22 protein-coding genes are annotated in these 24,640 nt (G+C 46.0%); 1 reads left to right on the top strand and 21 read right to left on the bottom strand.

The genetic code is table 11. The features are described from left to right. Position 1: 1 nt before the first annotated feature. The 20 genes from nadA to pth all read right to left on the bottom strand — a co-directional run bounded on the left by nadA (position 2) and on the right by pth (position 23,156). Positions 2 to 940: a quinolinate synthase NadA gene (nadA, locus tag M2444_RS32265; RefSeq protein ID WP_042183878.1), complete on the bottom strand. Its 939-nt coding sequence runs from the start codon at positions 938 to 940 to the stop codon at positions 2 to 4. Between the two features lie 259 nt (positions 941 to 1,199). Next, positions 1,200 to 3,254: an ATP-dependent zinc metalloprotease FtsH gene (gene ftsH, locus M2444_RS32260; protein ID WP_280789015.1), complete on the bottom strand. Its 2,055-nt coding sequence runs from the start codon at positions 3,252 to 3,254 to the stop codon at positions 1,200 to 1,202. A 108-nt stretch (positions 3,255 to 3,362) separates the two neighbouring features. Beyond that, positions 3,363 to 3,902, bottom strand: a complete 540-nt coding sequence (hpt, locus tag M2444_RS32255; protein WP_094871993.1) for a hypoxanthine phosphoribosyltransferase — start codon at positions 3,900 to 3,902, stop codon at positions 3,363 to 3,365. 46 nt (positions 3,903 to 3,948) lie between these two features. Further along, on the bottom strand, positions 3,949 to 5,391 hold the full coding sequence (tilS, locus tag M2444_RS32250; RefSeq protein ID WP_280789014.1) for a tRNA lysidine(34) synthetase TilS: 1,443 nt from the start codon (positions 5,389 to 5,391) through the stop codon (positions 3,949 to 3,951). 35 nt (positions 5,392 to 5,426) lie between these two features. Next, entirely contained in the window at positions 5,427 to 6,365 is a 939-nt protein-coding gene (locus M2444_RS32245; protein WP_179283689.1) for a serine/threonine protein kinase, read from the bottom strand. Next, positions 6,355 to 7,101 carry a vWA domain-containing protein gene (locus M2444_RS32240; protein WP_042183866.1) on the bottom strand — a complete coding sequence of 249 codons (747 nt, stop codon included), beginning with the start codon at positions 7,099 to 7,101 and terminating at the stop codon, positions 6,355 to 6,357. Before M2444_RS32240 ends, M2444_RS32245 begins: the two co-directional genes overlap by 11 nt. Positions 7,102 to 7,643: 542 nt before the next feature. Beyond that, positions 7,644 to 10,151 (bottom strand): stage II sporulation protein E, encoded by a 2,508-nt coding sequence (gene spoIIE, locus M2444_RS32235; protein ID WP_094871997.1) that lies wholly within the window; start codon positions 10,149 to 10,151, stop codon positions 7,644 to 7,646. Between the two features lie 343 nt (positions 10,152 to 10,494). Next, the gene (locus M2444_RS32230; protein WP_094871998.1) at positions 10,495 to 10,998 is read right to left on the bottom strand and encodes a S1 domain-containing RNA-binding protein; all 504 of its coding nucleotides are present in this window, start codon (positions 10,996 to 10,998) and stop codon (positions 10,495 to 10,497) included. 124 nt (positions 10,999 to 11,122) lie between these two features. Then, positions 11,123 to 11,458 (bottom strand): FtsB family cell division protein, encoded by a 336-nt coding sequence (locus M2444_RS32225; RefSeq protein ID WP_094872000.1) that lies wholly within the window; start codon positions 11,456 to 11,458, stop codon positions 11,123 to 11,125. 23 nt (positions 11,459 to 11,481) lie between these two features. Continuing rightward, the gene (yabQ, locus tag M2444_RS32220) at positions 11,482 to 12,045 is read right to left on the bottom strand and encodes a spore cortex biosynthesis protein YabQ (protein ID WP_094877225.1); all 564 of its coding nucleotides are present in this window, start codon (positions 12,043 to 12,045) and stop codon (positions 11,482 to 11,484) included. Continuing rightward, positions 12,042 to 12,326 carry a sporulation protein YabP gene (yabP, locus tag M2444_RS32215; RefSeq protein ID WP_042123140.1) on the bottom strand — a complete coding sequence of 95 codons (285 nt, stop codon included), beginning with the start codon at positions 12,324 to 12,326 and terminating at the stop codon, positions 12,042 to 12,044. The genes yabQ and yabP overlap by 4 nt, the downstream gene beginning before the upstream one ends. 136 nt (positions 12,327 to 12,462) lie before the next feature. Next, on the bottom strand, positions 12,463 to 12,741 hold the full coding sequence (locus M2444_RS32210; RefSeq protein WP_042183857.1) for an RNA-binding S4 domain-containing protein: 279 nt from the start codon (positions 12,739 to 12,741) through the stop codon (positions 12,463 to 12,465). Continuing rightward, a complete protein-coding gene (locus M2444_RS32205) occupies positions 12,741 to 13,013 on the bottom strand; it encodes an HU family DNA-binding protein (protein WP_036678778.1) in 273 nt (90 codons plus the stop codon). The genes M2444_RS32210 and M2444_RS32205 overlap by 1 nt, the downstream gene beginning before the upstream one ends. A gap of 287 nt (positions 13,014 to 13,300) precedes the next feature. Next, a complete protein-coding gene (gene yabN, locus M2444_RS32200) occupies positions 13,301 to 14,800 on the bottom strand; it encodes a bifunctional methyltransferase/pyrophosphohydrolase YabN (protein WP_094877224.1) in 1,500 nt (499 codons plus the stop codon). Positions 14,801 to 14,866: 66 nt separating this feature from the next. Further along, positions 14,867 to 16,549 carry a putative polysaccharide biosynthesis protein gene (locus M2444_RS32195; RefSeq protein ID WP_280789013.1) on the bottom strand — a complete coding sequence of 561 codons (1,683 nt, stop codon included), beginning with the start codon at positions 16,547 to 16,549 and terminating at the stop codon, positions 14,867 to 14,869. 148 nt (positions 16,550 to 16,697) lie between these two features. Next, a complete protein-coding gene (spoVT, locus tag M2444_RS32190) occupies positions 16,698 to 17,240 on the bottom strand; it encodes a stage V sporulation protein T (protein ID WP_094877222.1) in 543 nt (180 codons plus the stop codon). Positions 17,241 to 17,595: 355 nt separating this feature from the next. Next, complete coding sequence (locus M2444_RS32185) at positions 17,596 to 18,639, bottom strand: peptidylprolyl isomerase (RefSeq protein ID WP_280789012.1); 1,044 nt, start codon at positions 18,637 to 18,639, stop codon at positions 17,596 to 17,598. Further along, complete coding sequence (mfd, locus tag M2444_RS32180) at positions 18,626 to 22,150, bottom strand: transcription-repair coupling factor (protein WP_280789011.1); 3,525 nt, start codon at positions 22,148 to 22,150, stop codon at positions 18,626 to 18,628. Before mfd ends, M2444_RS32185 begins: the two co-directional genes overlap by 14 nt. A gap of 131 nt (positions 22,151 to 22,281) precedes the next feature. After that, entirely contained in the window at positions 22,282 to 22,512 is a 231-nt protein-coding gene (fin, locus tag M2444_RS32175) for an anti-sigma-F factor Fin (protein WP_094872013.1), read from the bottom strand. Between the two features lie 83 nt (positions 22,513 to 22,595). Then, positions 22,596 to 23,156, bottom strand: coding sequence for an aminoacyl-tRNA hydrolase (gene pth, locus M2444_RS32170; RefSeq protein WP_280789021.1), 561 nt, complete (start codon positions 23,154 to 23,156; stop codon positions 22,596 to 22,598). A gap of 125 nt (positions 23,157 to 23,281) precedes the next feature. On the opposite strand from pth, the gene M2444_RS32165 reads away from it, so the two are divergent. Then, positions 23,282 to 23,482 carry a hypothetical protein gene (locus tag M2444_RS32165; RefSeq protein ID WP_094872014.1) on the top strand — a complete coding sequence of 67 codons (201 nt, stop codon included), beginning with the start codon at positions 23,282 to 23,284 and terminating at the stop codon, positions 23,480 to 23,482. A gap of 187 nt (positions 23,483 to 23,669) precedes the next feature. On the opposite strand, the gene M2444_RS32160 is transcribed toward M2444_RS32165, so the two are convergent. Next, complete coding sequence (locus tag M2444_RS32160; RefSeq protein WP_036678796.1) at positions 23,670 to 24,623, bottom strand: ribose-phosphate diphosphokinase; 954 nt, start codon at positions 24,621 to 24,623, stop codon at positions 23,670 to 23,672. Positions 24,624 to 24,640 lie beyond the last annotated feature (17 nt).

Here is a 24,640-nt window from a genome sequence, read left to right as displayed (position 1 = left end):
ACTACCGGACTTGTAGCATGCGCTCTAGGGAAGTTCTGGCTTTGTCGGCGACAGCAGGCGGTACATAGATTTGTGGCTTCATCGTCTCCAGGCATTTCACCAGTTTTTTTAGATTGTTAACTTTCATATTAGGACAAACAAGAAATTTTGTAGCAAAATGGAATTCTTTATCCGGACTATCTTTACGAAGCTGATATCCTGTACCGTCTTCAGTCCCAACAATAAACTGCTTGCGGTCTGATTTCCGGCAATATTCGAGAATGGATGTAGTACTACCCACATAATCACCCATGGCTACTACTTCCGGACGACATTCTGGATGAACTACAAATTCTGCTTCTGGGTATTTCGCTCTCATTTCTACTACATCTTTAACGGTCAACATGTCGTGAGTGTTGCAGTAGCCTTCCCAGATAATCAGTTTTTTACCGGTCTGATCTTGTACATATTGGCCAAGATTCTTATCGGGTACCCAGATAATTTCTTCAGCATCGAGGGATTCGATTACTTTCACGGCATTTGCAGAGGTACAACAGATATCAGTCTCCGCTTTAATCTCTGCAGACGAGTTGATATAAGTAACCACTTTAGCATTTGGATGCTGTGCTTTCAGCTTACGCAAACCGTCTACATTGACCATATCAGCCATTGGACAACCTGCACGTTCATCAGGAATAAGGACGGTTTTATTTGGGGCCAGAATTTTAGCACTCTCCCCCATGAAATGAACACCGCAGAATACAATAACCTCTGCATCTGTCTCCGCAGCCTTCTGAGCGAGTAAGAAAGAGTCGCCCCGGAAATCGGCAACCTCCTGAATTTCATCACGTTGATAATAATGAGCTAAAATAATTGCGTTTCTTTCCTTTTTAAGCTGTTCAAGACGTATCCGAAGTTCTCGATTCTGTTCCTGCTTGCGCTCAAGTGCCAGAGCTTCCACCGATTGTTCTCCCCCTTAAATCTTCGCGGCTTTAAGCCGGCGCGATGTTATCAAATGGCATGAGCCATCATGGTGAAAAAATGAACATACTGATATGAATAGTAAGTAATATTAATCACTAATGTACACAACGTTCCAGTCTCTGTCAATGTAACTGGACAGGCTTTAAGGCTCAAAATCCCTTAAAAATTAAAATAAAAAATCCGGAGAACAGTTACGTTCTCCGGATAAATTTACATCATATGAATCGTGAGACCATTTAGGTAAGGCTAGTGCCGCCACCTTTGTTGTTATCGTCGGAATCATCATTACCCTCAGAATCAGGGTTATTCGGGATATCCTTCGATAGATCAGGGATTGTGGACTGTGCATCCTCAGGTTTGCCTTGAATGCGAACTTTCACATCACCGATATTATCAATGACTGGTTCACCAACTTCAAGTGCAACACCTTCACCATCCTTAGCTTTACCATCTTCGGAAAGGAAGCCTTGTTCAATCAGTTCTTTGATCTGATCAAGCTCAAGTGTTTCCTTCTCAAGTAAGGTATTGGCAATCAAGTGCATTTCTTTAGAGTGTTTGAGCAACAGCTCTTTACAACGCTCGTAGCTCGAAGTAATAAAGTTCTGCATTTCTTGATCAATCTCATAAGCAATGGAATCACTATAATTCTGCTCATGCCCAATATCACGACCCAAGAATACTTGACCTTGAGAAGATCCGAACTGCATAGGTCCAAGCTTATCGCTCATACCGTACTCCATAATCATAGCACGCACGATGCGCGTAGCCTGTTGGAAGTCACTGTATGCACCCGTACCGATCTCGCCAATAAACAATTCTTCGGCAACACGTCCACCAAGTAATCCAGTAACCTTATCCAAAAGCTCCTGCTTCGTAACGATCATCCGATCTTCCTTCGGAAGCATGATAACATATCCGCCTGCACGTCCGCGTGGGATAATAGTAACTTTATGCACCATATCGGCATGCTCTAGGAAGTAACCAGCTATAGTATGACCTGCTTCATGATAAGCCACAATACGTTTCTCGCGGTCACTGATAACACGACTGCGTTTCTCAGTACCTACGATAACACGGTCGATGGCTTCATCGACTTCAATCATGGAAATATCCTTACGGTTACGACGCGCAGCTAGCAACGCCGCCTCATTTAGCAGGTTCTCCAGATCCGCACCAGTGAATCCAGTTGTACGTTTTGCAACAACATCCAGTCTTACATCTTTCGTAAGAGGCTTGTTACGAGCGTGAACCTTAAGTACAGCTTCACGGCCTTTTACGTCAGGGCGGTCAACCGTAATTTGACGGTCAAAACGTCCTGGACGTAGCAATGCAGGATCAAGTATATCAGCGCGGTTAGTTGCCGCAACAATAATAATGCCTTCGTTACCACCGAATCCATCCATCTCAACCAGCAATTGGTTAAGTGTCTGTTCGCGTTCGTCATGTCCGCCACCAAGTCCGGCGCCACGTTGACGACCCACAGCATCAATTTCATCAATGAAGATAATACATGGAGCATTCTTCTTGGCATTCTCGAACAAATCACGTACCCGAGAAGCACCGACACCCACGAACATTTCCACGAAGTCAGAACCGGAAATACTGAAGAAAGGAACGCCAGCTTCACCTGCTACTGCACGTGCAAGCAATGTTTTACCTGTTCCCGGAGGACCCACAAGCAATACACCCTTAGGAATACGTGCACCGACAGCTGCAAATTTGCGTGGATCTTTCAGGAACTCAACAACTTCGACAAGCTCTTGCTTCTCTTCGTCCGCCCCTGCAACATCCTCAAAGCTAATTTTCTTCTTCTCTTCATTATATAACCGAGCCTTGCTCTTGCCGAAATTCATGACTTTACCGCCGCCACCTTGCGCCTGGTTAAACAGGAAGAAGAACAAGATGAACATAATGACTAGCGGGATAATAGAAGAAAGGAATGTCAGCCAAATGCTGGTACCTTCCATTTTCTTCTGAGTTAATTCAATCCCATTAACATCACTGGCTTGAATCAGTTCATCAATAGCAGCATCTGTAGGAGGAATATATGTGGAGAAGCTCTTCGATTTAGTATCGGCAGGCAACTCTCTATATTCGCCTGTAACTAAAAAGGCATTACCCTCAAACTGAACCGTCAAATCCTTCACATTGTTGTTCTTGATCTCCTGCCGTAACTCGTCGTATCTAGGGAAATCGGCGGCTTCATTTCCATTGCTCACAAACTGGACAATACCCACCACGACTAAAAATAAAATCAAATAAAAACCAGAATTCCGGATGAACCGATTCATCCCCTACCTCCTCTCGCAACACTCAAGTTATTGTACCATAGCCTCTTGGGACACCTCAAATAAAGGAAGCCAAGGGTGCCCGATCCGTAGATCAAGGCAATCAATAGTTCAATTGGAATAAATCTCAGGCTTCAGTACTCCAACATATGGGAGGTTCCGATACCGCTCGGCATAATCCAATCCGTAGCCTACTACAAATTCGTCTGGCAACACGAAGCCTGTATAGCTGGCTTCCAGATTAACCGTACGACCTGAGGGCTTATCAAACAAGGTAACCACATTGATAGAAGCAGCATTGCGGTTGCGGAGCAGCTCAATCAAATAGCTGAGCGTAAGGCCACTGTCAATAATATCTTCAACGATCAAGATATCACGGCCTTCTACCGATACATCTAAATCCTTAATAATTTTGACAACACCAGAGGACTTGGTGGAAGCTCCATAGCTAGAAACTGCCATGAAATCCATCTCAACAGGTACTGTAATGGCTTTAACCAGATCTGCCATAAATATAAACGCGCCTTTTAGTACACAAATGACTAAAGGGGTACGTCCTGCGTATTCTTCGCTCAGTTTTTGGCCGAGCTCCTTAATTTTCTGCTGAAGTTCCTCTTCGGTGATCAAGACTTCTTGAATATCATTTTGCAACTTGCGAAACCTCCTAAGTTATACTATGAAAGACTTACATCGACCATTACGTTTCTTCACGGTCATCCAGCTCTGCTAGAGACAATAGAAGTACCGAGGTCGTTTGCCGCCCTACTGCGGCATGCATCGAGCGTCTTACGCCCGGAATCCAGACGATATTGCCCAAACCATCACAAACGAGTGGGATCATTGAGCGTTCAGCAGCAGGTATTTTATCATCAATATAAATATCTTTTACCTTTTTGCTTCCGTTTAATCCCATGACTCTTATGGTATCTCCAGGCAATCGGGAACGAATCGTTAGTGGAAAGACCAGTTCATCACGGTCAAACCAAGCCGACATCTTCCCATAATCCTCCCCCTGTACAAAAAAGTTTTCTCTCTCCAGCACCGCCATCGACATCACCTTACCTATTTCCTCCAGCTTAAGCTCGGAGTCCGGTAAAAACAGACGATATGTATAGCTTGCCTGTTGCTGCGCGGGCTTGGACGAGAACAAGATGATATCGTATTGCCGCACACAAGTCAGGCCTCCACCTAAATCCAAACTCCAGGTGGTGGGATAGCTCTGCAGCGTTCCCCGACGTACAGATTCAATCTTGGAGAAATCAAGGGCAGATAGATCCGCCGACAGATAATTTAATATTAGTTTAATCAAACGCCGTTGTAAAGCGGAGGGTGTGGCCGCAAATGAAGCTCTGTTAAAGGTATATTTCCCTTCCCCTTCCGAAACCAGCTCCTCAAAGCATTTTACCGCAGATGCCTCCATATATTCATCCTCAGCTCCTGCAATTTCCGCAAGCTGCACAAGTGACTGCCTCACTCTGCTGCTATACCTTTCCAGAAAAGGAAGAACCTCCAATCGAACAGCATTCCGCTTGTATTTGGTCAGCAGATTAGTCGCATCCTCGGCATAGGTGAAACCTTCATTCTGACATAACCCAAGAAGAGCCGTTTTGTTAATACGTAGGAATGGACGAATGAGTTCCACCTTTTTTTCTGTTCTTTTCCACTTGATACCCGACAGCCCCGATAAACCGCTTCCTCGCAATAGACGCATAATCACTGTTTCTGCCTGATCATCCGCATGATGAGCCAGAGCAACGGAGCGTGCCCCATAACGGTGTGCGGTATCAATCAGAAATTCGTATCGCTTCTCGCGTGCTGTCCCCTCAGGACCGAGTCCACTCTCTTTGACCAAAGAAGGAATATCAAATTCGGCCAACTCAAAGGGCAGTCCCAATTTTTGAGCCATACCACGTACTAGCTCTGCCTCTTCCTTAGACTCCGGTCTAAATCCGTGATTCACATGAGCGCATATTAGGGTAAGTGGCATAACGTTTAAAGCTATTTCATGCAAAACATGCAAAAGAGCCACAGAATCCGGGCCGCCGGAAACTGCGACTACAATGGTGTCATGGGGCGCCCACAGCTCGTGCTCGGCTGCCGACTCCAATACTGACTCCACCAGTCCATTCATTTGCTCCATATGCGGCCCCCCTTCTCTCTACTATATGTATAAGTTCAAAACCGAAATACCCAATAAATTGTAAAGGCAAGTACGAACAAGGATAACCCAAAAGCATTTTTGAGCCAGCGAGGTGTGTCCATACTATCAGGACGCTTTCTACGCGAATTGTAAATATGGTTTCGCCAGAGCTCTGTAGCATCTGCGGAACCGGAGAAACCTCCTTTTAACGCCAAACAAATCCAAGAGGATAGTTTCTTGTCGGGTAGATTTCTAGCCAGCTTAAACAGCTCATCTACACTTCTTGTCTGCGGCAGCTGTAGCGCAGCTTTCTTGAGCCCCTCTTCATTCAAAAGACGGAGGCACAGTACTGCAAAAGCGAATAGATCATAACCCTCATCACTCGTACGGCTGCCTGCGTTCCAAAAGCCACGGTCATGCCATTCAGTAAACTGCTTCACACTGCGACCCATAGGACTTGTACCCCCAAAGTCGATCAGCTCCACTTCGCCATACTTTGATACCATGACGTTCTCCGGCTTCAAATCCCCGAACACAAAACCGCATTCATGCAGTGTGCGCAGCTTATCAAGCAGACCAAGCCCAACCAGGCCTAACCAGTCGGGACCGTTTTTCGATAAAAAATGATGCAGAGGTTTGCCTTCAACATACCTCATTACATAGAAGGGGACATTATCCCCGTTCGCAAAATCATCCGCTTCCAAAAAATAAGAAGACAATGGATTCTCACGACGAGCACGATGTTCATTCCGCTTTCGCCGTGATTGCAGCGAGGTTAATACATTGATCTCCGATTGAAGTTCAAGTGTATCGTATCCGATTTTTAGCGCGTACCTTTCCCGTCTGCCTTCTCTTTGCACAAGATATACGGTTCCGTTCGCGCCCCTTCCCAGCATCCGTTCAACGACATAACGGTTACCCCGCCATTTGCCGTTAATTAAGGTACCAGTAGGATAGGACGGATTAGACGACATACCCACCAATCATCCCTTCTCTTTCGTCGTGGTCATCACTTAGTCGGCGTCCACGATGTTCATCCAGTGTATCATAACGATAATGTTCAAGCACCTTGAAAATAGCTGGACCCGTCGGTGTCGCGCCTCTCATGTGTAATTTAGAGAATAACGTACGAATACCTGACATGTCATGGGTCCAATCTAGATCAAGCTTGGCATCTTCACTGCTGTTATTTCCAGGATAATGGAACACAGCGATCTCACTTTTACCTTCCCGTGCTTCCAAACTTAGCGCCAAATCACGGATAGCATCTTCCACGGCACCCAATTTAGGTTTCATACTAGCACTGGCATCGATAAGAAGTGCAATGCGCAGCGGTGTTGTTTCTGTCAGTTCATCTACAACTGTAACAACCTGTGAACGTTGAACAGGAGGTAACTGATCCAGTGAGCCATCGCCTAGTATCTTTTTTACCTCTTTATTAACCGCCTGCTGGATCGTCTGAACCACGGTCTTGCGTGTCATCATTTGAATCGTCTGCGCCAGTTGTGGCGTTCCGACTATCCGGCTAAGGCCTCCCCCGGCCTTGGCAATGTCGGCAATCTCCCGGCTTCCGAGTTCGCCGATCGTACCATAATCAACTACACCAACCACATTTACGGTGATTCCCTCCTGCAGGGCATGCGCCGCTGCCAACACCGGACTTTCTCCTACATTCGAACAACCGTCAGTAATGAGCATAATTTGCTTCATAACCCTCAACTCCCCCTTTGTTTGAACCTCTGTTTCTAGCATATCCAGAAATGAGAGATTTCAAACGGTCGCTATTAAGTGGGGAAATTTAGATCAAAATAGAGGAGTTAGTGAATAGGGGAACTGCGAGAAATGTTTGGGCTTTCGATCGCTGTTATTATTTGATTTCTCTATTAAAACCGCCCTCTGCGGTTGAAATCAAATAATAAAGGCGAACGCTCCGCTTCTACAGCTCCAAACTTTCTCTCCGTTCCGTACCTTCACTAGTAAACAGTTTAGATCTAAAAAATTACGCTCCAAAGTCAGCGAACCTTTGAAACGTAAATAGTAGAGGCCGGCGAGTTACACATCACAGACTCGCCTCGACTTCCAAGCACGCACGACGCTTCGCGCGTACTTAAACCTCCTATAGCAGCACGGCGCATTGCGCTCAATGCAAATATATAGGCAACACGACACTTCGTGCGTGCTTAAACATACAAGCAATACGGCGCTTCGCGCGTACCCAACATTAAAACCTACTAAACCTAAACCTAAAATAACTAGCTCACCGTACGCGGACGCTCCATTCGCCCGACACCAGGCATATGCAGGCTGGACCACTCTGGGTGGAAATGATCTACACGACTTACGACAATGGTCATGTCATCATGGATCTCATTGCCCTGATAACGGATTACCTTATCTAACAGATTATCCGCCAAATCTTGAGGATCATCCCCCTCAAGCTCTTGGATCAACCGTTTCATCCATATCTCCTTATTAACGGCATATCCAGGCGCATCATAAATACCATCCGTCATCATAATTAAAATATCACCCGCCCGAAGCTGCATGCTGATCAGATCCACATCGATATCTTTAATGATTCCTATAGGCAGATTGCTAGAGGTTATTGGAATAACCTCACTACCCCTGCGGATAAAGCTCGGTGCGGAAGCAATCTTCATAAAAGTTGTCTGCGCGGAATACTGATCGATTAAAGCCATGTCAACGGTAGCATAGAACTCGTCAGGAGAACGTAATAAGAGAATAGAGTTTACCGACTTTACAGCCAGCTTCTCATCCATACCGGATTGCAGTAGCTTTTCTAACATGCCGAGGGCGGCACTACTCTCCATTCTCGCCCGCTCACCATTTCCCATTCCATCACTAATGGATACTGCAAAGGTGCCGTTTCCAAGCTCTACGGTACTGAAGCTATCGCCAGATAGCATATCTCCGCCTTTAGAAACAACGGCCACTCCTGTGTTTATCTCAAAGGCTTTGGCTGAACCGAAGGTAACCATCGACAATCCTTCCCGGGGATGGACTGCCGTCTCGCTCATGACAGCAATATTCTCATCTAGTATGTCAGAAAGGAGCGGAGCGATCATTTTACGGCATTCATCAAAACCACGAGTATAGGCATGTACCACCTCTATTTCTACACGCCCAGGATCTAAACTTAGGATTTCGATGCTATGAATAGACAACCCTAACTTCTCCAATGTCTCACGGATTTGAGCTTCCTGACGATACATAGCCTGTCCCTCACGTTTTATTTCACGCGCTAGGTCCTCCATAACCTGTGACACGCCCGATAACTGCTCGGCAACAAATTGACGACTATCGTATATTTGTCTTTTCCATCGCATATCATGTTGGTAAAGATCATATTGTCCTTTCATGACTTCAAGCACTTCGCCAGTTTTACCGCAAATCCGGCTCCATTCCGGAGGTAGCTGAGCTGCCGTAATATCAGGGCATTCCTCAACAGTAGTCATCATATCTGTCATGTATCTATACGTCTGATAGAATTTTGCATCCCAGCAGTGGGAACGCCGAATGCATCCTGCACAGGCGCCCTCTGTCACCGTACTCATGAAATCCTCCATCTCACGGTCTGACTTCCCTACTTCTCCGGCACGTGGAATCTGCCCAAAGCTGCTCGACAGCTGCTGGAATACCTGTGAGAATTGCGTCACCCGTTCTGCTGTTAAATCTCTGACCCTTCGCGCATATTCGTGTTGAGTTCGGCTATGATCTGACGTGCCCGGAACATATTTAGCAATGGCAGATATCATCGCCTTAGGCGTTATAAGAAATAGCACTACAGCTACGCAGGTTTCCCATGTCGAGGCCATCATATCACCCGGACCCGTAAAATAGACGGAAAGGATCGTGGATCCTAGCAACATCCCGATGGATACTGCACCTTTTCTACCCCCCTGCATCATTCCCGCTAGCATTCCAGAAAAAGCAAGCAGGCTCATCTGATAAATAGCACTGATATCCGCCAAACTGAGAATCAACCCAGTCACAACCCCGACAGCCGCACCAAGTGGAGCCCCCCCTGCCATAGCGAACAGTAGAATCAAATATCGTGACAATATATGTTCTAAAGACAAACCATTAAGGGTCCAACCCACAAGACCAGTCATTACAGAGGCAAGCAAGATAATAAGGCATAGGACCTCTTCGTTCCTGAGCGCTCTACTCTTTTGCTTATAGGTTAGTAGAGGAAGCGCTTGAATGAAGACCAGTGTAAGTACAAAGCCTAATAAAGCATCTAGTGTTATCATCATAAGCGGATACCAGGAAAGAGACGGTCCAATAACGATCTGGAACAGACCAACCATAAACGAAGACACGAACACCATCAATGGTGCATAGGACAAATCTATTCGTTCATAACTTTCCAGCCCTTTGTAGACTAGATAGAAAATAATCAGTTCAGCAGTAGTAACTAAAGCTCCGGGGAATGGAGTGAAGAGACTTCCAGCTATAATCGCTGCAGCCACAGGTAAAATGGAGTCACGACGCATAAACACAATGACGGCGAAATATGCGACAGCAAAAGGGGATAGCTCGTCCAAGATCATGGCTCTACCCAGCAAAAATCCCATGAAACTGAGCAAAACCATCCATTTCTTCGCGGCTATAAGCTGCATATACCGCTGTTTCTGAACCCAAGCTGTAATGCGCGTACGTAAGGCTTGTCTTTGTTTCTTATCTTCACTTCCCACTCTTGTCCACTCTGGCAAATTTACCACATTGCTTTTACTCATTCCCCTACACCACCCGTTTAAGAATTTATGCTACTCATTATATAACCGGAGATTTGAGAAAGTTTGTCAAAAATGGAGGGACACACATAAGAAATTTCCGACAAAAAAGCCTTCATTCATGATCTGTAAAAAAGTGGTTCTATCCCTTGCGGGACGGTAGGTTGATTGGTTTCAAGATTGTTTGCAACGTAATTTCACGCGCTAACGCGGCGGTCATTCGTCAGCGATTGCCCTAGAGTTATGTGAGAATGACATGGATGCTGTCGGCAATTTTATATGACATGACAAAAAAACCGCAAGGGCGAAATGCCCCTGCGGTTATTTATGATGTACAGGTATTGGATTATACGCGTTTAGCTCCACGGCCTCCGCGCTTTCCTTCTGTGTTCTTCTTAATCGAAGATATCCGTTCTTCGCTGTCTTTCAGGAATCGCGACATTTTATCCTCGAATGAAGGTTTACCGGCTGCAGGCTTAAATGGACGCCCACCCCGTTCACGATTGAATCCACCGCCGCCTCCACCACCACTGCCGCCACCGCCGCCGAAACGGTCTCCGCCGCTAGGACGTTCTGGTCTTGGAGCTCTAGGCGGACGTACTTCCGATGCTGGCTTGTCAACAGCCTGCTTAATGGAAAGTCCGATCTTGCCGTCCTTATCGACGTTGATCACCTTGACTGTTACTACATCACTAATCTTCAGATGATCGTTAACATCCTTGACATAATTATCGGCGATTTCCGAGATGTGAACGAGACCTGTGACACCTCCTGACAGATCCACAAATGCTCCGAAATGCGTGATGCCTGTCACTTTGCCTTCTAACTTGGTGCCCACTTCAATTGCCATAGAATAAAATGATCCTCCCTTAAAAATATACAGACGAATATTAAGGTCATCCTGTCTGCGGTGATTTGATTATACAGTAAAGAGCAAAGCAAGGCAACAGAGTAAAAGCCTCTTTTAGCCGCTATTATTGCTCTGATTGCTCTGTTCGAATAGGAGTTTCCCCTTGAGGATAGATATTGTACCATTTACGTGCTAATTGGCCAATATACTCGTCATCATTAAGTCTGGATAATTCATATTTTAATTGAGTTAAAGATGCCATGACATCCTCACTAGTCTCCTGTTTCTTTGCAAGCTCCTTGCCCTTGTCCGCAATGACCGCGCTTTGATCGAAGTAAGTATAACCCGCCCAACCAAAAAATATTGCCACAAAGACAATCCACATAAATCTTCTTCTCTTCGCGCCTGCGGCCGAATTTTTGCTATGATTACTCTTCTCTTCCGCAGTAAATCTGTTCATGTAACGTACCCCCTAATTCAAGGTCAGCGTTTCCGCCATTTGGTAATCCATCCAGTGATCTTCACAATCCAGGCGCTATGTGTCAGCCGAGATAACTGTGGAGAGATCCACCTAACAGGTAATACCCAAATTGGTTTGGTCAGACGCAGCAGAAGCTTAAAGATGAACCGCAGAATACGACCTAGTAGCTTTAGCAGTCCTAAAACAAATCGCCAAAGCCAGCGAAGAGGTGTACCTATCAGGATCTCCACAAGTCTCCAAAGCAGCCTGCACATATACTGAACCGATTGAATTAACCTTAACACAAAACGCCGCACCGTAACACTGAAGATTAAAAAATAGATCCATACTCCTAGAAACAAACCTAGAAAGACATAAAACCGCAATTGTCCTTGATTTCCGGCATAAAGCATACGAAAAACGAGCAAGGCAGCCCAAAGCCAATACAGTAGATCTAGCATGGCATTCAGCCATTTGGGAAAATTGAACTTCAGCGACAGCACCCGGTAGCTGTCATAGGCCAGTCCCATTGCCAACCCGGCCATGATCATGTAGAACAGCGTCACCCACTGGACTGCAGGATTCATTTAAATAGCTTACCGAGCAGACCTTTGTTTTTGCCCTGCGATCCGGGATCGAGATAAATCAGGGAATGTACATTGCCCTCTAAGGACAACATTCCGTTCTCCAGACTTAAATTTTTGATATGTAAATGATTCCCGCGAATGGTGAGATGGCCGAGTTCTGTACGAAGCAAAAATTCCTCGCTGTCGAAGCTCTCCACATTTTGCACGCCCGTCAACTCTAACTGCTTCCGACTGCGCATGTGCAGATCATGCTGTTTGTTTACCTTTCCTGGCTCGATCATAGCATGTACCCCTCCTTCTTACCTCTAATCTATGGCAGAAGTAGAAGTTATAGAACATCCCGTCCCTCTAAAATAAGAGAGAAAAAAAGAAGGCACAACTCTACAAAATGTAAAGTTATGCCTTCTTCTATTACTCTTACCAGTCCAGTCCGCTGCTTTTGGCAACAGGCTCTTCCCGAACTAGAGTATACATACCCGCGGCCTCGTCCTTGCGAGTCGTTTCGACCAGCTTTTCTACTTTGACCGTTACAAGCTTTTGTCCAAATTGTACAGTAATCTCGTCACCGATCTTAACTGCACTACTAGGTTTAGATTCCCGCCCGTTAATCAGTACCCGGCCTTGTTCGGACACATCCTTGGCCACTGTACGGCGCTTAATTAAACGGGACACTTTCAGGAATTTGTCAAGACGCATTAGTTAACGGCTTCTTTAAGCTTGTTACCAGCTTTGAAAGCCGGTACAGTCGATTCTGGAATTTCAATCGTTGTGCCCGTTTGCGGGTTGCGACCAGTACGTCCTGCACGTTTGCGAGTTTCAAAAGTTCCGAAACCGATCAGTTGGACTTTATCACCTTTTGCCAAAGCTTCTGTAATCTCACCCAAGAATCCGTTCAATACTGCTTCTACATCTTTTTTTGCCAATCCGTTTTTCTCGGAAATGTTGTTTACCAAATCTGTCTTGTTCATAATTTAAAGTTCCTCCTAGGATACGAAAAAATAAATGAAACGAGAATCGCCGCCATAATATGGGGCGAATCGCATTTCGTCTTTATGTTATTCTTGATGTCACCTTAAAATCCTGCCACGATTCGTCGTTTTTTTAAAAAAGAAGCAGTTATTTCTCAGAAATCGTCGCAGAATCTATTCTATAGCACTATTAAACTACTGGCCACATTCTAAATCAGAAAATAAAAGCTACATCCACAGCATTGCCTCATTGTGGAGTCCATATACCGCAAAGGGGTTGTGAAATACTAGACTTTACGCTCCTCAGCCTTAGCCTCTTGCCACAGTTCTTCCATCTCTTCCAAACTACTATCCTTTACGCTCGTTCCCTTGCGCTGCAAGCTTTGCTCAATATATTGAAACCGGCGCACAAATTTGCGGTTAGTCCGGGTTAATGCCTCTTCCGGATCTGCACCGATAAAACGAGCTACATTCGTAACTGCAAACAACAAATCCCCAAGTTCCAGAATTTGCTCATCTGTCGCCGCATCTGTGTCAATCGCCTCCTGCAGCTCATCGATCTCCTCACGAATCTTGGCTATGCAATCCGTAGCATTGTCCCAGTCAAAGCCCACCTTGGATGCTTTTTTCTGAAGCTTATATGCCTTCATAAGGGCAGGCAGGTCACGCGGAACACCACTAAGAACGGATAATTCCTCTGGCTTCACACCTTTACGCCGCTTCTCTTCTGCCTTCATGCCTTCCCAGTTCTTCAGCGCTTCTTCGGCATCATTCGCATGGGTATCCCCAAATACGTGGGGGTGACGGAAGATAAGCTTATCATTCAGCCCTTCAATGACGTCATACACGTTAAATGTGCCTAGCTCCTCCTCCATTTGAGAGTGAAGCATAATTTGCAGCAAAAGGTCGCCCAGCTCCTCTCTCATATGATCGGGGTCATCCTCATCTATCGTTTCAAGGACTTCATAGGTTTCTTCGATTAAATTTTTGCGCAGGGATTCATGTGTCTGCTCCCGGTCCCATGGACAACCTTCCGGGCTTCGAAGAATATCAACAATTTCATGCAGACGGGCAAAGGTACGATTTCTTAGCTTCTCATCACGATTCGCAGGTACATAAACTAATGACAGGTTACCATAACCGTCGAGTCGATCCAGTTCGTACAGTGGCACTCTTACAATACTTTCTTCGTTCTCAACACCGAGTGCATGCCCCACAACAACTTCATATTCAGGCGGGTACAGCTCCATCAGACATAATTTTGTTTCCGAGGCTGTAAAGCTATCGTACACCTGACCAATCAGGGTGTGAAGTTCAGGCTGAAGCTGAGCACTGCGAATGCCTGAAGCATCTAGTAACTGAAACCCTTCAATGGGGTCAAACCCCAGTCGAACAAACGCCTCGTCGAGAAAGCTCTCTCCACCCAATATTTGCAGTTCAATGCCTTCCTCAGGACACCGCTCGCGCAGCTGGGAAACCGCTGATTCCGCAACCATAGGATGACCCGGAACCGCGTAAACAATATCTGTACCGTCTGCTGCTGCCTGAGCCTCTTCAATCAGTTTTGAAGTAATCGCTGCATACACCTCTGGAAACGAGGATAATGATTCATACAATCCATCAAAGGACTGTGAAGTTATTTCAAGCTCGGAGAGGGCAGCCATGACTGGATGCTCTTTTGTGCGGACATAGACAACGGATGCTGCCTTCAGCTTCTTTATAATTCCTAGCGTCAATCGATCAGGGTTACCTGAACCCAGACCGACGACCGTTAATGTTGCACTCATGTCTGTTCCTCCTCTTAAGCGGCTGTCTCAGCAGACCGCATTTTTATATTGTGATATAGAAGTTGATTAAGGGAATAAGCGCAGCTTCTTCAGCTTGTCTGCCAGGGACGGGCCGAAGCCCGGAAGCTGGCGCAGCTGGCTCTCGCTAAGGAGCCGCAGGACTATAGCCCCTACGGCAAAGACAGCGCAGCCTGCGAGCACTCCGAGCAGGCTCTGCGCCAAGCTGGCAGTGCGCCCGCCGCCGATGCCAGCGGCCGTAGCCACAGCGCCCACGCCCCAGCTGGCGGCTGCGGCGGCAAGAGCCAGGCCCGCTGTAAGCAGCGCGGGCCGTGCCAGGGCATCTGCGAGGCGAACCCGCAGATGGCCCTGGCGGTACAGCAGCAGCACGTTAAGCGCTGCTGCGAACGAATGCGCGGCCACGCCAGCGATGGCTGCGCCGGTAATGCCCTGCTGCGGAACCAGCAGCAGGTTCAGGGCCGCCTTGAGCAGCGCGGCGGCCAAAAGGTGTAGGGCCGGGGCGCGCACGTAGCCGAGGCCCTGCAAAAGCGCAGCTGAGATGATGCTGACCGTACCGCCAACAGCGGTTAAGGCCAGCCAAGTCATAGTGCTGCTGCCGGCCGTATCGCCGTAAAGAGCCATATTAATCGGCTCAGCAAGCACCGCTAGGCCCGCCGAGGCTGCTAGCCCTAGAAGCCAGAACCAACGCAGCGATAAGCTGCAATGGTTCTCAATCAGCTTCGTATCTCCCTTGTACTTCGCCTCTGCCAAGGCTGGAATGAACACGACGGACAATGAAGTGGCAATCATCGTTACAATTTGCACTAGCGGTAAACCACGATTGTACACTCCAAACTGTATCATCGCCTCCACTTCGCTTCCTACAGAGGATAGCAAACGAGGTACGGTGAATACATCTACAAGCCCGATAAGGGGCATTGCCAACGCGCCAAGCATCACAGGAATGCCATAAGCCAGCAAGGCACCTGCTTTAACGCCCATAAACCGTTGATTGGCTCGCCCCTTAATTTCCGCGTTAGGCGGCTTTAAATCCTGGCTTTCGACAGAAGCAGCAGCATCTACAGAGGTGCCCTGTCTTAACCTCCGCCGATGACGTCGCAGGAACAGCAGCATAACCACAAGACCTGCTGCCCCTCCCCCGGCTGATCCGAGCAATGCGCCAGCAGCAATGCTCTCAGCGCCTGCACCCAGTGAGGCCAGGTATAAGAGCAGTACAATCATTACCGTAACACGTACGGACTGCTCTACAATTTGTGACACAGCCGTCGGAACCATATTATGAAGACCCTGAAAATAACCGCGAAGAGCTGACATGATTGGAACAACCGCAAGTCCCCAAGCACTTGTCCGCAAAGCGGGCATCACATGCGAGTTACCGACCCACCCAGCTATAATGGGCGCACCTGCATAGGTGATTACTCCGATAACCAAACCGCTTATGGCTGTTATAATTGCAGTTAACCGCAGAATCCTTCGACCCTCGTCATCCCGCCTTCCTGCAGAGGCTTCAGCGACAAATTTGGATATGGCCGCTGGCAGACCTAGCATTGCTACCGTCAACAACATCGTGTATAAAGGATAAACTGTGTTGTATATACCAAATACCGCATCTCCGCCTAGATTTTGCAGCGGGATTTTTTGGAGTGTACCTATAAGCTTTGAAATAATGGCTGCTGCACTTAGAATAAATGCCCCTTGTAAGAGCCGTGATGTTTGTGTGTTAGATTTCATAAAATACCTGCTTCTACAACTTTAATGGGATGAATTTCTATATTATAACGTATGTATACCCACAAGTAGAAACGGTTTTGTAAGAACGACAAAACCCCGTTTACCCTTTGTATATCTTACCAAAAGGAAAGCGGGGTCTACATTACGGTTACTGCTCCATTTGCTTGCCAAGGAATGCGGCGGCGGTTTCGGCCATTTTCACTTCCATTGTCGACATTTTCGCCGAATCATCCTTGCTTACCATCACTACACAACCTATAGGATCTCCACCGGAAATGATCGGTGAGGCTACATATGAGGACACCAAATCCGGATGATCTTTAGCGATTTCATAACTGCCTTCGTTGGTTTCCAGTACAGTCTTACGACTATCCATGACCTTCTCCAAAAGAATTCCTACTTGTTTCTCCAAATAGTCTTTCTTGGAGCCCCCAGCAAGTGCAATAAAGGTATCACGATCAGCAATCATCGTAATATGTCCAGTACCTTCGAACAAGGACTCCGCATACTCTTTTGCAAAGTCACCAAGCTCGCCAATCGGGGAATATTTCTTGAGTATGACTTCACCGTCCCGATCGACGAAAATTTCCAGTGGGTCGCCTTCTCTAATCCGTAGAGTACGTCTAATTTCTTTGGGAATAACCACTCGTCCGAGATCATCAATACGCCGAACAATTCCAGTAGCTTTCATTTCACATGTGCCCCGCTTTCTTAAGAAGTATGGTCTTACTACTGTCCATTATGGGAAAGGATAATCCCAGTGATTTATCGTAATATCTGACCATAGTATTCATCTCTTCCCAGATCCTTATACATAAGCTGACATGTATTAATATCTGCATCAAGATAAAGGCCGTTCTGAAGATGTTTCTTCGAACAAGCATAAGCGCCTTCGGCGTCCTCAATAAAGACGGTACGCGCTTAAGCGAGAAATATAAGGAAAAAGTATAGCGTGAAACTTATACTCCTTATATTTATAAAAAAGCCATCTTCACATTAAGTGAGGATGGCTTTTCTAAGGTAAGCTTGTCCATTTTTACCGATGTTTATTCAGCAGCTTTTGTAGCACTTGGGGATGCGCTTGGCGCTGTAGTGGCTTCTGTTCCGCTATTTTTTGTTCCGGATTCGTCTGCAGCAGCAGAGCTCTTCGGCAGATTGATGCTCTCAATAATGCCTTCCAGATCTTTCTCCATGAACGCTTCCAGGTTCTTGGACACAATGGAGCTCTTAATGCCTTCTTTTTGTTCATCCGTTAACTGGTCAAAGGTTTTGTCGGTGCGGGACTCCACCTTGATAATGTGGTAACCATAAGAAGTCTCTACAGGATCACTAATGGTATTCAAAGGCAGGGTTTGAGCAGCCTTCTTAAACTCATCTACATATGTTCCTACAGCTTTATCTTTATATTCTCCGCCCGTTTCCTTAGAGCTTGTATCGTCAGTGTATTCTTTAGCGATGGCTGCAAAATCAGCTCCGCCGTCCAGCTTTGCCTTAACTTCCTTCGCGATTTTCAGTGCTTCTTCGCTAGTGCGCTCTTTGTTGTTAGCATCGGTCAGACCGATTAACACATGACGCAAAGTCGCTACCGTAAAGTCACCTTTTGTAGCTTCAAATTCTTTGACAACCTGATCGTCTGTCACTTTAAGCAGCATATCCTGATAAACCGTCAGCACACGCTCCATATAACTATGGATATCGCCTTCTGTAACGTCAGCGTCTTTAAGTGTTTTCTTATAATTGTCGCCCAGGGCTTTCTTCAAGTCAGCAATTTGGCTATCTGCCTCTTTCTTCGCCTGCTTCTTCGCTTCATCCGTTGCTTTGGAAGCCAAATATTCAAAGCCCACTTCCTGCTTCAAAATAGACTCCTTAAACGCCTCAATCTCTAAATATTGCGCTTGCTGTGGGGAGAGGAATTTCATGATTTTTTGATCCATAGAAAATTCCTTCTCTGTAATTGTTCCACCTTTATAAGTCGCAACTGCCTTGCTATCATCAGCACTACTACCGCATGCTGCTAGCATAGAAAAGGAAACCGCTGCTACCAATGAAACGAGCAGTACTTTCCATGATTTTTTTTTATTTAACGACATTGTGTAGTTCTCCCTTCGATTTAAAAGACTGTTTAGCTTCCTTAAGAAACTGTTCAAGCAAGTCAAGCAGCTGTTTATCACTTAAGTCTTTCGACTTCACTCGGATACTGGCTTTAGCATCTCTATCGAATTGTACACGTCTTTCGAAGCTATTTCCAACTTTGGCGAGTTTCGCCGTATCCAGAGCGCCAAGACTCCCCTCATAGAAATTCAGGGTAACCTCATCACCACGTCTGATCATGGAATCAATGCCATACATTTTTCCATACACTTTCAGACGAGCCACAGTTAATAGATTAACGACTGCTTCAGGCAATTCTCCGAACCGATCCAAGAGCTCATCCTCAAGCTCAGAAGCATCATCGAAAGAGGTAACTGCCGCAACTTTTTTATAAATTTCAATTTTCTGGATACTGTCGTAAATATACTCGAACGGCAGATACGCGTCAATCGACAAATCAATGACTGTATTGCCTTCTTTGAGCGAGGTATCTTCCTCTCCAAGCACAGTAACCTTACGCTTGCGGATCTCCTCCGCCAGCATTTGTGAGTATAAATCAAATCCTACCGATGCAATAAAACCATGCTGTTCTGCACCAAGTAAGTTACCGGCACCACGAATAGACAAATCCCGCATCGCTATTTTGAAACCCGAACCGAGTTCCGTAAATTCCTTAATAGACTGCAGCCGCTTCTCTGCAACTTCAGTCAGAACCTTGTCCCGCTGATAGGTAAAATAGGCGTACGCAATCCGGTTGGACCGGCCTACACGTCCACGTAATTGATAGAGCTGAGATAAGCCCATCTTATCCGCATCATGCACAATAAGTGTATTTACGTTAGGAATATCTACCCCCGTCTCAATAATGCTTGTGCTGACCAGTACATCGTATTCTCCATCAAGAAAATCAAGGATCGTCTTCTCCAGCTCAGCTTCCGACATTTGGCCATGTCCGATACCTACTCTAGCCTCAGGAACAAGCATGGAAATTTGAGCGGCCATTTCTTGAATGCCCTGCACACGATTATACAGATAGTAGACTTGCCCCCCACGGGCTAATTCGCGCTCTACAGCTTCCCGAGTAAGTGTCTGACTATGCTCAACAACATAAGTCTGCACGGGAAAACGGTTCTCCGGCGGTGTCTCAATGACAGACAGATCACGCACTCCCAGCATCGACATATGCAGTGTACGAGGAATTGGCGTTGCTGTCAGGGTGAGAACATCTACATTCGTTTTTAACTTTTTCAATTTCTCTTTATGAGTCACGCCAAATCGTTGTTCCTCATCCACAATCAATAAACCGAGATCCTTAAATACAAGATCCTGAGACAACAAACGGTGGGTTCCAATAACCACATCGACCGTTCCTGCCCGAACGCCTTTAATCGTCTCATTCTGCTCCTTACGGCTGCGGAAACGACTTAAGACTTGAATATTAAGAGGATGATTAGCGAAGCGTTCCCGGAAGGTCTCATAATGCTGCTGAGCCAAGATCGTTGTCGGTACCAGCACAGCCACCTGTTTACCTTCAATCGCTGATTTAAAGGCTGCTCGTATAGCTACCTCCGTCTTCCCATAACCAACGTCTCCACAAAGGAGTCGGTCCATTGGACGGTTCTGTTCCATATCCTTCTTAATCTCTTCAATCGCTCGAAGCTGATCCCGAGTCTCCTCATAAGGGAACATCTCTTCAAATTCACGCTGTTCCTGTGTATCCTTCTCAAAACCATACCCTGCTGCACTTTGGCGTTCGGCATACAGTTTAATTAGATCATCAGCAATATCCTGAACGGAAGAACGAACCTTATTCGTTACCCGCGTCCATTCATTACCGCCTAATTTATATACTTTCGGCTCTTTATCTTCTGAACCGACATATTTCTGAATCAAGTCAATTTGCTCAATCGGAACCGAGAGCTTATCGCCACCCGCATATAAAATATGCATGTAGTCGCGATGAATACCGCTGACCTCCAGCGTACCGATCCCCATATACTTACCGATACCATGGTTCTGGTGAACAACATAATCACCAATTTTCAGCTCAGTATAACTCTTGATCCGTTCAGCATTATCTATCCCTTTAGAGATCTTCCGTGCCTTCCGCTGCTTCTGAGAGAACATCTCTCCTTCAGTGATAACGGCTAGATGAATAGAAGGCAGCTCAAAGCCTGAACCCAGGTTTCCTTGTACGATCGTTGGCTCATCAATACCATAGTCATAAAGGACTCTGCGTACACGTTCAATCCGTTCTTCACTGCTCGCAAGCATCATTACCTTTACACCAGACTTCTGCCAACGCTCCATTTCCGATTTAAGCACATTCATCTGACCATGGAAATCCTGCATCCCACGACTAATAAACCCAAGAATATTCTGTGGTTGAATGTGTGGCACCTGGCGCAAAAAGATCGACATAAACAGGCTTTGGAACGGACGTTTGTACATCACAACATCTGTCTCGACAGAGAGATCCAGATCCGGCAATGTTTTGCCGTTTTGCATCAGATGGAGGTTCCACTCCGATTCATCTCTTTCGAGCTGTTTTGCCGTTTCAAGCAGTCTTGTCGGCTCATCGAGAATAAGGATCGTATCCTGGGCCATGTAATCAAATAAATGAGAGCGTTCAGGGTATAAAAGACTGATATATTTATAGATTTCAGGAAAATAGGTTCCTTCGCGCAGCATTTCTAGCTCGCGTCCAATTTCTTCTTTTAGACGCAACTTAGCCTGCCGATCCGCCATTTTCTCAAGCTGTCGTTCCAGCATAACAGATGCTTCAGCAGAAGCGGATTCCTGGCGAAACCTGCTCGCAATGATCTCTTTAGCCGGTGTAATCTTCACACTTCGTACTTTATCAATAGAACGCTGATCCACTGGATCAAAAGTTCTGATGGAATCAACTTCATCATCAAACAACTCAACACGATATGCCAAAGGAGAAGTCATTGGATAAAAATCAATAATTCCACCTCTAACGCTCAGTTCACCGCGATTCTCAACCCGCTCTACTCTTTCATAACCCATTTCGATCATGGACATCAAGAATTCGTCCAGAGCAAGCGTTCCATCCTGAGAAACCGTAACCTGCGCCTCTGCCATAACCTCTGGTGCAGGGAGCAGTCTGCGCACTCCCGAGTAGGGAACTACAACAATACCTCGAAAGCCCTGAGCACATTTGGTCAGTACATCAATACGCTGGGCTAATGTCTCTGGACTTGAGACAGCAGCTTCCGCAGCCACAAGTTCATTAGCAGGATAGAGCAGAACTCGTTCCGGGGAAAGCGCTTCCTGTAAATCATCGGCCATTTTCTGAGCCGAAAACATATTATGAGTCACCACAAGCAAGGGACGAGCTGTCTCTTCATGCAGTGCTGCAAGCATGATCTGTCTAGCTGAACCTGTAAGCCCCGATATGAGCTGCTCTTTCATACCTGCAGCTACACCCTGGGTGATAGACTGGAAATCGGGATCCTTGGAAAAAGCTTCTATAATACCTTGTAACAACAGGCGCACCTCTCTTACTAAACAGGCTAACGGAAGTCAAAGCGACCGTCACCTATTATGATTGGAATCGAAAAGAAGCCTCAGCTGTAACGCCAAGGCTTGCGGATGACGATAGAGACAGGCGCTATCACCTACTGAAGCGGACTCGTCAGCAGGCTAAGCTCCGGATTATGCTCTAAAGCCTCCTTGCAATAGTCGCAAGTCACCTTTATCGTGATCTCACCTTCTGAATTATACGCTATTATATCTCTGCGCTCCGCAGGGGTCAAGGAATGAAGGCCCAACTGCATTTCTGTAACATCACTTCTATTAATGCTGCCTAGAGATGTCTTGCAGTGCCTACATACATAGTTTATTGCCATCTATATGCCTCCTGAAGGTACTATATACCTTCAGTATGTCCGGGGAGCTTCATCTTTAGCCTCATAACAACAGAGTTTACAGATCAACCATTGAATTTTGCCATCGTCTGTTCGAATGAATTCTTTAAGCTAAACTCCAGTGCATCACAAGTATTAAGGATCATCTGCTTCAGAGGATCCCCTTCTTTTTTAGGAAAAGAAGAGAGAACATAATCCACTATTGCAAAACCCGGTTCAGGACGAGAAATACCCATTCGTACCCGATTAAAGCTTTGTGTACCTACATGCTGAATGATCGATTTAATTCCGTTATGTCCACCAGCACTACCTTGATAACGCAAGCGAATTTCCCCAATTTCGGTATCCAGATCATCGTAGACGACGATCATATCTTCTAGTTTAACTTTGTAATAATCCATATAAGCTCGAACAGCCTCACCGGACAAATTCATAAAGGTCATCGGTTTAATCAATACGGTTTTGACTCCCCCGATAACGCCTTCACCGATCACAGATTTACATTTGCTTTGGTTGAAAGAAATCCCGTTCTGAGCCGCAAGCTCATCCAATGCCATAAAACCAACATTATGCCTGGTTTTCGCGTATTGTGTTCCCGGATTTCCCAATCCGACAATCCATTTCATTATCGAACCTTTCCTTTCCATGCGGGCTCTCCGGCAAGAGAAGTCCGTTTTTGGTACAATAGATCTTATCTGCATACTCTTAAGCAACCAGAGCGAAATTATACTCCGAAGACAGGTGATAACCTATGCAACATCAAGGTGGAATCTTAACACATCAGCGCGATTTTCAGTACCATATCCAATATGCTGTGCCTGTGGAAATATACAGAGGCGACGTGCACATTGACATTGGTGTATTGACAGCAGTGGACGAAGGATTCGTGGAGCTGCAAGGGACACTCTATAACCGCAGCATATTCACCTTCGTCTCCCGCGCCGGGTATTGAAGCCAGCGCTTCTACCTGCATCACGCCGATAAGGGTTACATCTCCGAGAACGGAGGTGTAACCCTTTTTTACAAATATAAGAAAGTATAAGCTTCACATTATACTATATGTCTTATATTTCTCGCTTAAACGCTTACCGACCTTATAAGGACGGTAGAGCATTTATGCTTGTATTTATTGATTATATTTATTCAATTTCAAACAATTTACTAATCGACAACTCTTCATGAACGCGGATAATTGCCTCACCCATAAGTGGAGCCACGGACAACACTTTGAGTTTAGAAGTTGGGTTCGCGCTGCGAATTGGAATCGTATCTGTCACGATAATCTCTTTAATTGGAGAATTCTCCAGACGTTCATGTGCAGGACCAGACAATACCGGGTGTGTACAGCAAGCGTATACTTCTTTCACGCCGCCTTCCATCAAAGCATTAGCACCAAGTACAATAGTTCCGGCAGTATCGATAATATCATCGATCAGAATGGCTGTTTTACCTTCAATATTACCGATAATGTTCATGACTTCGCTGACATTCGGCTCTGGACGACGCTTGTCTATAATTGCAAGCGGAGCGTTCAGGAAGTCAGCAAGCTTTCTTGCACGTACTACACCGCCGTGATCTGGCGATACGACAACTGGGTTCTCGATTTGTTTGGAACGGAAATACTGAGCCAGGATGGGAACACCCAGCAAGTGATCCACTGGAATATCAAAGAATCCCTGAATCTGCATAGCATGGAGGTCCATCGTAATTACACGGTGAGCGCCGGCTTTTTCAATCAAATTTGCTACCAGCTTGGCCGTAATAGGGTCACGGGAACGAGCTTTCCGATCTTGACGAGCGTAACCATAGTAAGGGATAACCACATTGATGCTTTTTGCGGAGGCGCGTTTGAGTGCATCCACCATAACTAAAAGCTCCATTAGGTTGTCATTAACTGGGCCGCAGGTGGATTGAACAATATACACATGACAACCCCGAACGCTCTCTGACAGCTTGACCTGGATTTCTCCATCGCTAAAACTTGTAGTATGCGATTCACCCATCGGAATTCCGATGTAATCAGCGATTTGACTAGCAAGCTTTGGGTTGGAGTTACAGGTGAAAATCTTTAATTTGGAATCACAATAAGTCATAAAATTTAAACCCTCCG

Origin of the sequence: Paenibacillus sp. PastF-3, assembly GCF_029893135.1 — a bacterium.
GTDB classification, from domain to species: domain Bacteria; phylum Bacillota; class Bacilli; order Paenibacillales; family Paenibacillaceae; genus Paenibacillus_AQ; species Paenibacillus_AQ nitricinens.
This window is presented reverse-complemented; position numbering and strand designations above follow the sequence as displayed.